This is a genomic window from Arthrobacter flavus (assembly GCF_039526005.1).
Lineage (GTDB): Bacteria > Actinomycetota > Actinomycetes > Actinomycetales > Micrococcaceae > Arthrobacter_D > Arthrobacter_D flavus.
The window spans coordinates 107,552-118,527 of sequence record NZ_BAAAIJ010000063.1 but is presented as its reverse complement, the minus strand read 5'-3'; the positions used below and the strand labels follow the sequence as shown (position 1 = coordinate 118,527).

General features: G+C 60.2%; 8 protein-coding genes and 1 pseudogene. 3 read left to right on the top strand and 6 right to left on the bottom strand.

The genetic code is table 11. The annotated features are described in order from the left end of the window. Nucleotides 1–129: 129 nt before the first annotated feature. A pseudogene (locus ABD059_RS17575) lies at nt 130–237 on the top strand (beta-ketoacyl-ACP reductase); the annotation flags it as partial. An 11-nt stretch (nt 238–248) separates the two neighbouring features. Here ABD059_RS17575 and ABD059_RS17570 read toward each other — a convergent pair. From ABD059_RS17570 to ABD059_RS17545, 6 genes are all read right to left on the bottom strand, one after another. Then, on the bottom strand, nt 249–872 hold the full coding sequence (locus ABD059_RS17570; protein WP_343882420.1) for an RES family NAD+ phosphorylase: 624 nt from the start codon (nt 870–872) through the stop codon (nt 249–251). Nucleotides 873–880: 8 nt separating this feature from the next. Then, nucleotides 881–1,543 (bottom strand): hypothetical protein, encoded by a 663-nt coding sequence (locus ABD059_RS17565; protein WP_343882418.1) that lies wholly within the window; start codon nt 1,541–1,543, stop codon nt 881–883. A gap of 42 nt (nt 1,544–1,585) precedes the next feature. Then, entirely contained in the window at nt 1,586–1,843 is a 258-nt protein-coding gene (locus tag ABD059_RS17560) for a hypothetical protein (protein WP_343882416.1), read from the bottom strand. 302 nt (nt 1,844–2,145) lie between these two features. Continuing rightward, the gene (locus ABD059_RS17555) at nt 2,146–2,844 is read right to left on the bottom strand and encodes a helicase associated domain-containing protein (protein WP_343882414.1); all 699 of its coding nucleotides are present in this window, start codon (nt 2,842–2,844) and stop codon (nt 2,146–2,148) included. A gap of 375 nt (nt 2,845–3,219) precedes the next feature. Next, on the bottom strand, nt 3,220–3,420 hold the full coding sequence (locus ABD059_RS17550) for a hypothetical protein (protein WP_343882412.1): 201 nt from the start codon (nt 3,418–3,420) through the stop codon (nt 3,220–3,222). A 1,015-nt stretch (nt 3,421–4,435) separates the two neighbouring features. Next, entirely contained in the window at nt 4,436–5,509 is a 1,074-nt protein-coding gene (locus ABD059_RS17545; protein WP_343882410.1) for a DNA methyltransferase, read from the bottom strand. A 136-nt stretch (nt 5,510–5,645) separates the two neighbouring features. Here ABD059_RS17545 and ABD059_RS17540 point away from each other — a divergent pair, with 136 nt between their 5' ends. Then, nucleotides 5,646–9,119 carry a DNA primase family protein gene (locus ABD059_RS17540; RefSeq protein WP_343882408.1) on the top strand — a complete coding sequence of 1,158 codons (3,474 nt, stop codon included), beginning with the start codon at nt 5,646–5,648 and terminating at the stop codon, nt 9,117–9,119. Then, entirely contained in the window at nt 9,116–10,933 is a 1,818-nt protein-coding gene (locus ABD059_RS17535) for a DNA polymerase (protein WP_343882406.1), read from the top strand. The genes ABD059_RS17540 and ABD059_RS17535 overlap by 4 nt, the downstream gene beginning before the upstream one ends. Nucleotides 10,934–10,976: the final 43 nt, after the last annotated feature.

The following is a 10,976-nucleotide window of genomic DNA, read 5'->3' as shown; positions in this document are numbered from 1 at the left end:
GCAGACATACTGCCAATCTCACTTTCAGTAGAAACCTCAGTTTAAGAGGTCCCACTGTCCGAAATCCCTAGGCCGCTCAGACTCCGCTTAGCAGTTGGTGATGCAAGCAGGCATGGGGGAAGAAATGGTTTCTCGAACCCGGATGAAATCGCCAGGGTAGTGCACTGGAGTGATGATGCGTCCTACATTTCCGGGGCGATCATTCCTGTCGACGGCCGCAGAAGCATGGGCCACTGATCCGCAGCCCGTTATACCGGCGGCATCACATCGATTTTCATGACCGCGCAGTGGTCCACCAGCCAGTCGAAGTCCTTCCCGCTTGCGAAGATGCGGGAGACACCTCCTGGGCTGACCTCGAGGTCGCTCTCGCTGACGCGGTCGCCGAAGAACATGTAGGCCTTTGACGAGTTCTCCCGTCCGGACATCCAGGCGACGCCGTCGAATCCGGCGGCGTGGGCTGCCTCCGCCCATTTGACTGTGCGCGGGTAGTGGGAGCTGGTGGTGTCGGTCAGGTTTACTGCGCCGATGCCGAGGGTCCTCAGGCCCGTCCCCAGGAAGGATGCAAGCCTGAGCTCGCTTGCTGGCTGAATTTCGGCCATCACCGATGTCCGGTAGTCCTCGTGCTCAACGTACCCACCCTTCTTGGGGACCTCGTGCAAAATGGTCTCGCATACGGCGGCGATCTGCGTTTCGGCTGCGTACAGCACCGGGATGAGCGGGTCTCCGAAGAAGTGGAACCGGCCCCCGCTTCCGAAGCCTGGGTTGAAGGACACCGGGCTGGGCACCCTGTTCGAGTAGACCCTGAACAGTGGCTGCCCCGCAGCCAGCATCTCCGTCTGTGGGCTGAACGGGTTCGGTGGTTCGCGGACCACCGGCACTCCTACCACGCGGGCTCGAACCGGCTGCGGGCACCGGCCATGATCCTGTCCGGGTCGTCCAGGTGCTTGACCGGCGGCTCGTCATCGAAGTATCCGGTGGGGGTGACGAGCCAGAGGATCAGGCCCTGTTCTGACCAGTCATGCTCATCCGCCAGTGTGATCAGGCGGGGGATGACAGGGCAGATGTCGCCGGTTCCATCGAACTGGAATTCCGGGTAGAGGAATGCGTTTCCGTGCTTGACCCCGAGGACTTCGCCCTTGGACCGGCGGTGGGATGCGAGGGATCGGTTGCCTGACCGTGAGCCGAGCAGTTCACCTGCCTCCGTGCTGGTGAGGAATCGGTAGTCCTTCATCACGTGTCGCCACCGGTTGATGCTGGCCTGCACGCTGCGGGCCATCTGCGGCGAGACCGGCTCCTCCACCGGGTTGAGGGCAGACCCCAGCGCCAGTGCGCTCCTGTAGCTGTTCACGACATCGACGACAACCCGGTCCATCGGTAGCGTCTTGATGACTTCAGCCCACCATTCGCCATGGCGTTTCCTGGTGACCCAGGCATCAAACTCCAGCGCAATTTGGTGTGAAGCAGAATCCGACTCGTTATAGACGTCGAAGTCCGCGGGTGATGCTTCAGGGCCAGCGAGTTGTCCCTCTTCTATTCCGCGCACATGCAGCCTTCCATCGGACGTTTCTGTCAGTCAAGTCTAATGTCAAAAACGTCCGTTAGCTATGACTTGCGTCACATTTTCATTGTTCGCCGGCCGCAGCGCCCTTGAGCTTGCCGAATAACGACGGCGGCGAGTAACACCACGACGGCTGTGCTCGAGCCAGCGGCGGCGTCGCCGGCGCAGTTCGCGGAGTCGTTCCAGGGCGATCTGGGTGGCCAGCCCGTAGGCGATGTGGCGTGCGGAGTTGTCCTCGGCGTCCCGGCGCGGGATGGAATGCTTGAACAGGATTTGGTCAGCCAAGCTGCGCGGGTGCTGCATCCAGGCGTCGTTTTTTGTCCAGCCCCGGACCGGGGGTGTGCCTTGGTCGAACGTCGCGACTTCGTCCTCGACGCAATATCAGTGAATCTCTTCCTGCACCCATTATCGGATGCGAAACTCCCATGCCAACCGGACTCCTACCCGGGGGCGCAACACCATTCCTGCCATGAAGGACCAGCCACGTCCGGTGGAGGCACGGAATGTAACAAGGGACCTAGCTAAGCCGAGATGAGGCTTGGAATGACGAAGCCGGCGCTCGTCTCAAGCGGGGGCCATGCCCGGCCTCACCGCCAGCCGCTATCCCATTCAGGCAGCTGTTCATCCAGGCGTGCCCGGCGAGCGGGGTTCAGGGTGCCCCGACGGTGCGATCCCCGCTGGGTGACCAGCCAAGTAGCCAGTGTGCTCTCGAATCGGGCGTCCTTGTTCCGTCGGGGTGGTTGCCCGTGCTTGTCGATCCAGTCCGCCACCTCGGTCAGACGCTCGCTCCACATCCCTGCCTCAGCCACGGGGCGTTCTTCACCAGCCCAGTCACCGAGTGCTGCCTGCATGAGCTCCTGCCGCTCGGTGGCCAGGGCGCCTCGCCGGAGCTGCTTGCGTTGACCGGAAATCCACCCGGCGAGAGCTTGTTCCACCGGGTCCTTGGCCAGGATGCGCGGCATCCGCCGGCGCCGCCGACGAAACTCTTCGGCCTCTTGGAGCCGGGCTTCCCAAGATGGTCGGGGAGGTTTGCGGCGCAGGTCGGCCGCTGTCGGGGGAGTAGGCTGGTTGTGGACGATTAGACGTGTCCGGGCCTGCTCTGGCCGGCTGCGCTCGAACGACCGGATGACCCGCCGGACTCGTTGTTCTGGCACCCGACAGAGGTGTGCTATTTGTTCTGTGCTAAGCCCACGTAAGTACATGAGCTTCCACTCCGCCACGGAGATGCATGGACCCCAACCCTCGTCGGGGTCCCCCTCCGCCTCGATACCGGCTGGGTGGGCCATCCCCACAGAATAGGGCGGTCAGGCTGCTTGCGGAAGAGGAAAGAAGGGGCATTCGCCGTCGCTGGCGGGCCCCTCGGCGGCATCGGGGGCTGAAGTTTCGCCAGCCCCACGATGGTCAGCAGGGCTCGAAAGGCGGTGACGGGGCATAGGGTTTCCTGGACGCCGGCGATGTCGTACCTCTAGGTGACGGCGGCAATGCAGGTGACGGCGCATCGGTCCGTTCTGGAGAGGCATCCTCGCCGGATGCCCAGCTGTTGGAGAGCCCACCAAATGCTCACTGCTACACCCGGGGCCAGATTGAAACCCGTATCCATCGTGAACAGGAATTATTGTTGCAAATGCCCTGAAGCGCGTCCTGTAGTTAGAGGTAGCGAGTCAGGCGTCTTCAAGGCTAGTCAGCAGAGCGGCGTCATGGGAGGCCACGAAGCTCATGCCCTCTGCGATCTCGCGCTGCCGGTCATGGCGAGCGACGACAAGCTGCGCTCCCTCGAGAAGTAGTGCGTGCTTCGAGACGTGTGATGCGACCACTATACGATCCAGCCTAAGGTCCAGATCTTCGGGGATCTGCAGGTACATGGCCATACTCAATGGTACTGATCGCATTCAGTTGCCACCCACCGGCGGGACCGGACAGACACCCCACCCAGCTTATGCGCGGCAATGGCAGGCAATTCGCTAGCCCGTGCTTACCATATCGTCCGAGGAATTCTCACCCATCCAGCCCAGTGTGGCGTTGCGCGATCGACAGGATGACTCGCAGGGCGCGTTTTTGGGCGTACAGCAATAGCGGGACGTCTGTTCGATACTTAGCCCGCCGGTGCGTTAGCCTCCGCTCCGGCATAGAGAAACCTGAGACTTTGACCCTCGTCCGTGTTCTCCGCCACCTCACACCGGCCTGATGTGCCATTTCTGCAGGACAAGATTCACGGACAGCTTGCTGAACTACTTGCAGCTCGACTCAGGCGTCATCTAGCGAGGCCGGTGTGACGGAGTTTAGCCAGACCCAACCCTTGCGCCATATTCGAATGTGGGGCTCGCAAAACTCGATCTGAACAGCGGTTCGACTCCACTCATATGCCATGGCCTGAACCAGGCACGCTTGAGCCGGATAGCGGATCCAGGCCCACACGCGGCGGGGCTGATCGAACTGGTGTGGCGGGTTTCGGTCAAACTCGAGCTCGGCGGCTGTCAGAAGGACAGGCTCTTGGCGCATCAGGGTACGGGCGATCTCGGCGTCCAGGTTGCTGCTGTACTTGCTTGATCCCACGGCGAGAATCGTATCGGGGGCGGCTGACATTCGGCCGGTTTCTCGAGCCGGTTACGTAAAAGCACCGTCAAAGGAGCCGGAAGCGAAGTCCTCCGGGCAGTTAAGGCAAACTTTGTAAAGTTTAAACAAAAGATTCGAACTATAGAGTCTGGGAGCTGGGGATTTACAGGGAAGCTGGTCGAGCGGCCCGTCGTTCTACCTTGCTTGCCCTATGGAAGGGCGCCACTCGCCCCAACGCCGAGCCGGGGTTAGGCCAGCCACTGGAGGCGAAGTACTTACGGACGCTGGCCGCCCTCGTTGACCGGGCTTTTGCCCGTACCCCGTTTACTGCCCTGTCTCGGGGCCATTGCCACGGCTACCGATAAGGCGTGGTTGGATGAAGTTTTTTATCGTGCTGTTGTGTTCTTCGATGAGCACATATTTTCGACCAGTTCTCACCGCCGCGAGGGCCGTCGTTCCCGAGCCTGCGAAGGGATCCAAGACAACATCGTCCGGTTCGGTAGCGACCTCAAGAATCCTTGTCAGTAGCCCCACCGGTTTGGCAAAAGGGAACGGGCTCATACCGGCGAGCAACTGTTCTTTATAGGCGTCTTCGTTGGTGGGCATGTTATCGTCCAAACGCCAGGACCAGATGTTGGATACAGCTTTCGGCTTGCCACCCGGTGACAGATAGGAGGGGCGGAAAGGGCGTCGGGGGATCAGGAACTCCGCGCCCTCGTTGAGCATCCCGTGTACTGTCGCTTGGCTGTACCTGCTGGGCAGGGTCAGCGACAGCGGAGTGGTGTTTCGGCCGTCATTGACACGGACGTCCTCTGTAAGCCTGACGTCGATCCCGGACGTTGAATGGTCGCCAGCCTGGTATAAACCGTCGGCGCACGTAAAACGCACGGCCCCAATGGGGAACTGTAGGCGGGTGATCGGGTTACCTCTATGGGCAATCGGCACTCGCTTCCCGGCCTCAGTGGTCCCCGCAGTGAACGGCCTGAGGCTGCGCGGGTCTTTGGCGTAGATGAGGATGAAGTCGGTAGTACTCGCCAGCGGTTGGCCCGGCAGATAGCTGGGACGCCGTGTCCGTTCCCACGAAATCGTGCCAACGAAATGCTCGTGGCCGAATACGGCATCACACGCCCCCTGAGCAGCTCCGAGCTGCCGGTCATTGACGTGCAGCCAAAAGCTTCCATCCTGTGACAGGAGCGGCATAACGCCGGCCGCAACATCTTTGATGAGGTCGGCCCATTCCGCGGCGGTACGTTGATCTCGGAACGGCCCTCGATCCGACCGTCTCGTGTTGAACGGCGGGTCGGCGTACGCCAGCCGAAATCCTTCTCCGTACCCTGTTGCAGCGAGTTCCGGCAGCAGGATTCGCGCATCCCCATGGAGCACTTCGTTGACTAGCACTGCCCCATTATTCCCTCCGCGGGGAGATTGTTTTGAACCTCCGCACACATGGAGTCTGGAGGCGAGAAGAATTCTGACCGTCGCTTCCATTCGATAGATGCGGTTGCGCATCAAAACCCATGAAAGCGAGCTTCTGATGAGCCTCGAAAATCTGTCCACACTGGAAGAGTTACAAGCCGAAGCGGAGCGGTTCTACACCGCGCTGTTCGAGCGATCCCCGCGTTCGGACTCCGGCTACATCGCAATCAAGCGTGCCAGAAGAGTGACGCCCAGCGACCCCGAAAGTGAGACCAAGCCAGCGAAAACACTTTGGCTCCCGCTCAATTGCGGACCGACCGCATACGCTGAAGCGGTTCTCGAATCCCTGAAGTACGACGAGGTGTACACGAGCGTCACACCGCATACCGAGATCACGACGAAGTTCGGCTCCCAGGGCACAAGAACTACCCTGTGCCCGACGCAGATCCTGCACTTTGACCTTGACTCGGGCAAGGAGGGAACCCCGGAGTCGCAGGATGAGTTGGTGGGCCTCGCCCTTGAAGTTTTCGGCGGGGCTAAGCTTCCGATTCACTTGCTCGTTAGCTCTGGCCAGGGTTTACACGCCTACACCCACCTTGAATCCCCCCTGGTCCTGCCGGCACAGCAGGAGCTGCTGCTTCGTGCAGCCGAATGGATACGTGCGGAGTTCGAAAGTCGGGGGTTCAGCGTCGATCATGGTGTAACGTCCGACGCCGCCCGCATCCTTCGCCCCGCCGGGTCGCTGCACAAGAAGGATCCAGCGAGCCCCAAGGTTGTTCGAGTCCTATCAGAGGATGCCGCCCCTCCCGTGGCGCTCAGCAGGCTCGATGACCTGTTCCCTTCTGTCGACATCACACGGCCCGGAGCTAGGATCCCGGTGGCGGACGACAACCGCCCAGGAACCCAGCTCTCCCTGCGCCTGGACGTCCGTCGGGCTATTGAAGCGCTTGGGTGGTCGCTGGTTAGCGCTGCCGCTGGTACAGAGAAGTGGACAGCAAACCTAAAGACCGCCGCGTCCCACCTGAATGGCGACGTCTACCTGAACGATGACCTTCCCAAGCTCTACATCTACTCGGAGACGACTGCTGCGCATTTTGGCCTCCGCACCAAGGCCGGTTACACAAGCTTTGCCCTTGTTGCTTTACTTCTATGCGCGGGGGACTTCAAGCTCGCGACTCGCCTCGCTTACCGGTTCATGGACACACCAGAAAAACTGCTTGACCTGTTGAAGCGCTTCGGAACCGCGGACGCTCCGCAACTTACCGAGTTGCTTGACCTCGCCCGTAGTAACACGTCAGCGTGGCCAGCGGGACTCACGAAAAGGCACCGGGTGTACCTCACAACCCGTGGGGTTTCGCCCGATGTCGCCGCAGGAAGGGGCTACAAATCCCTTGCAGCAGGCGAGCAACCCAAGCCCAAAAAATTGAAGTTCACCGCAACGGCGGACGCCATTCAAATACCGGTTCATCGGCTCGGGGGTGAGGTGATGCTCGAGGCGCGCTTCGATGAGCCGTATGCGGCGACAGACGCTAAGGGAAAAGTCGCCTCCGCTATCCTGAGCCAGAAATCGGCAAATCATCGTCAGAATGGGTTGGATGTTCACCCTGATTGTGCCCCGGCACTATCGAACACGAGTCTGGATTTGGCGGTTGTTGTGGCCGAGGCCTCCTTCGCTGCACCGGTCGAGTTCAAAGCAACGCCCCACTATGCCTCTGTGGACGCCGACGCCGTCCTTTCGGCAGCGCGCAGGGAAAACCTAGATGTGGCAGTCTGCTCTGCGTTCTCTTGGTCGCGCACAATCACCCCTTTGGGAAGTTCCACGGGACAAAGCTCAGGCGCCGTACTCGCTTCTTGCTGGGACGGCGTACCGCTGGCTGGGCGTCGGGTCTATCTGATTGGCCGTGAGCATTGGCAAAAAGCTTTCGATCTGGTCCTCCTGGCGAAATTGCTGAGTGAAGCCGGGGCAGACGTGCGGTTTGTGAGTGTGCCGCGCACTGACCGGACGGCGGCCCCGACGAGCGGAAGTGCCTCTGTGCGCTCCGTGGGGGACTATCTCGCTAGTTCGGTTCGAAGTTCTGCCCCGCTGACGGAGCTCCTCGCAGCTGCACTGCCCCTCGAAGAAGCCTCCTTCCGCTCGCACACCCTCGTAGCAGACGATGCCTCTCGCTACCGCCATTCAGCCGAGGCACTCATCAAAGGGGGCGTCTTCCTCTTCGATGCCACCAATCAAAAGTGGATGATCAACAAGGGTGCCCACTTCGCTACGGACTTAGCCCAGACCCCCAGACGGGCCTTACTCGACTTGCTCGAACGGGACTATTTGGACGTCTCACGAACCCACTACGTCACTGATGCTGTGAAGGCCTGCCAGCAGGACGAGAGACTCGCGCGGACCGTGGAGCAGCTAGAGACACCCGAGTCCCTCCTCAACACCCCAGCGGGAGTGTTAGATCTGACGAGCGGGAAGACCCGTCCGCGGGTTACGGGGGATGCCTACACCCAAGTGACCGGGGCCAGTGTTGTTCCAGACTATTCCGGCATCGTGAACAGCTCTTTCGAACGCTTCATGGAAGAGACCTTCCGCAGCGACCAGGAACTGATCGGCTACATGCAACTGCTGCTGGGGATGGCAATGTTCGGGTTCAACCCAGAAATTCTCGCCCTTTGCCTCGGATCCGGAAGAAACGGCAAATCAGTCCTCTGGCAGCAAATCGCACGACTGCTCGGCACGTATGCGGCATTTGCACCCTCAGCATTGCTATCCGGGGAAGGCAAAGAACACCAGTACGCAACTCTTCAAGGGATCCGACTGCTGATAGCGTCCGAAACTAACGAAGGCACGGTCCTGGACTCCGTAGCAGTGAAGGAACTGACCAAAACTGACGGTCTGCCAGCTGCGAAAAAGTACGGTCAGCCCTTTACGGTCACCCCCCGCTATCTGACGGTCCTGATGACCAATTTCGAGCCTACAATCCGCGTGTCCGATCCCGGCACGTGGGATCGCATCAAGCTCATTCCCTTCAACAACTACGTCCGCGAAGAGGACCGCGACCGCACCCTGCCCGGGAAACTCTGGGTAGAACGGGACCTCATCTTCAGCTGGATGGCCGAAGGTGCCCGCCTTATCAGCGAAAAAGGCTTCGTGCTGCCGAGGATTGCCGCCATTGACTCGGCAACTGATCGCTACCGCCAGGACCAGGACCTCTTGGGAAGCTTCATCACGGAACAGGTTGTCTTGGACCCCAACCATAAGGTCAAGCGGTCGACCTTGACGGAAGCAATCGGGGAATGGCTCAAGGCCGAGCAGGGGCTCCTGAAACCGTGGTCGACCCCCCACATTTCCAAGGAGCTGACCCAGCGAAAGGACAAATTGGGGATCCAACTTGCGAAGGTCAACGGAGAATTTCACTGGTTGGGCATGGGTCTTCGTGCAGCAGTTGGCGCCCCTGGTACAGACCGAAGCAACGTGCGCGAATTGCATCCCGTCATGGAAGCCGCGCGACATGAACCCCCGCCCCTGGCGGCCACAGGGACAGAGGGTGCACACGTTGCGGCGCTCCATGTCCCCTCCGACACGGAGATCACCTTATGAGCCGCTACACAGCGCGAGCTTTGCAAGATGAGGCAGACCTCGCGAACTTCCAACGATGGTTGGTCGGACACCCGGGGCGGCTCGGTCTCGCCATGATCAGCGATCCGAAAGATCAACTGTTTCAAAAGGGATTTCGCTGCCACCTGCTGGCTGTGGGAGCCCAAGATGGCTCCGGATGGGTCGTAGCGACTGAAGACCGGGACTTAGCCCGGCGCTTCGGCGTCGCCCTTTTCCACGGTGAAAAACGCCGGGTCTGGGCCCACGACGCAAACGCGACAGCTTGGGCGATCCGCAGAACTTTGGACCTCAAATTGGACAGTTTGAGGTGTACCCTCCTTGGCGCCCGAGTCGCCTGGCCGGGAGCTAAGCCCGACCCAGAGAATGCGTTGAACGCTCATCTTGCCCCCGCGTTGACTTCGCTCCGCGCAACCTGGGGTGAGCGTACGGGCAAGCAGGTGCATGGCGAAGAGTGGCCTGCTCGCGCGGCCGCCGAGCTACCACTCGCAGACCCAGCTCTGTTGAGCTATGCAGCGGGGAAGGCGGTCGAGTGCGCGCAGCTCGCCGACGAACTGGCTGCGATCGAATGGGCGCGCCCCCACATCCTCAGAGAAGTTGCAGTGGATCAAATGTGGCGGTGGACTGGATACGACGGCATCCGTGTCGATACACAGGAGCTGATGTCCCTCATAGCGTCCATCGAGGGCGCATTAGACGGGGCCTCATCTGCCCTTGGGTTTATCCCCGCAACGAGCGGGCCCGAAGTACACTCTTTTATCCGGAGACTCGGGGCCGAGCTGCCGAAGACAGCCACCGGCGCTGCGTCCCTCGCGCAAAATACTCGTCACCTTGCGGAAGTGCCCGAAAAATCATCAAAAGACTGGCAGTACTTCTGCGACGTCCTCGAAATCCGTTCTTCACTGACGAAACTGACCGAGATACGCAGGTGCCTTGACATTGATGGCAGGGTTCACCCGACGATAAACACCACAAAGGCGATCACCGGTAGAAGTTCCGTGACGGAACCCGCTATGCAGAACCTCCGATCTGCAAAAGACCCAAAGAGACAACCGGCGGCTTACGCCTTGAACCCCGGCCTGATCCGCTCGCAGCGTTACATTCTGATGGCTGATCCTGGCAAGGTGCTAATCGGGTGCGACTTGTCACACGTTGAACCCTCATTGCTAGCCGTGGTCACCCAAGACCCTGAGCTGATCAAAGCAGTAGATCGCGAGAACGATATTTACGTTGAGATCGCGGCCAAAGTATGGGGACTGCCAGCGCGCGAGGTCGACCAGAATGGCAAGCGTACAGAGACAGCTGAAAAGCATCGTTCCGCTGCGAAAACCATCCTGCTAAGTCTTATGTACGGCAAGGGGGACAAGATGCTGGCCTACGATTTGCGCATGTCCCTTGCGGAGGCCGGGAAGCTGAAGCAGCAAATTCTGAGTGCCTACCCCATTATGAACCGGTGGATTAGTGCTCAAAGGAAGCTAGTTCAGCTTGGGGGGACGCCATCCACCCTGGCTGGAAGACGACTCTTCGGCGACATGACCAAGCCGTACACGGCCGTCAACTACATAATTCAGGGCTCCGCAGCGGACATCTTCAAGGATTTCTGCCTTGCTGTTGGAGCGCGAGTTCCAGCGGGTACTCGTCTGTTCCTTCCCGTACATGACGAGATCGTCCTTGAGTGTTTTCCCGAGCAAGTCGACGATGTGTCGGTCATACTCAAAGAGGAAATGCATCTCGAGCTCGATGGAGTAGAGATCTGGGGCGAGCCCACCGTCCTGGGCGAGCATTGGGGCAAGGCCTGACGGGTAGCGCCGCACACATAGGGTTTGACAGCCCCTTTTCCTT

Coding starts and splice junctions, on each gene's coding strand:
- ABD059_RS17535 (WP_343882406.1), top strand. CDS start 9,116: ATGAGCCGCTACACAGCGCGAGCTTTGCAAGATGAGGCAGACCTCGCG.
- ABD059_RS17540 (WP_343882408.1), top strand. CDS start 5,646: ATGAGCCTCGAAAATCTGTCCACACTGGAAGAGTTACAAGCCGAAGCG.
- ABD059_RS17550 (WP_343882412.1), bottom strand. CDS start 3,420: ATGTACCTGCAGATCCCCGAAGATCTGGACCTTAGGCTGGATCGTATA.
- ABD059_RS17555 (WP_343882414.1), bottom strand. CDS start 2,844: ATGGCCCACCCAGCCGGTATCGAGGCGGAGGGGGACCCCGACGAGGGT.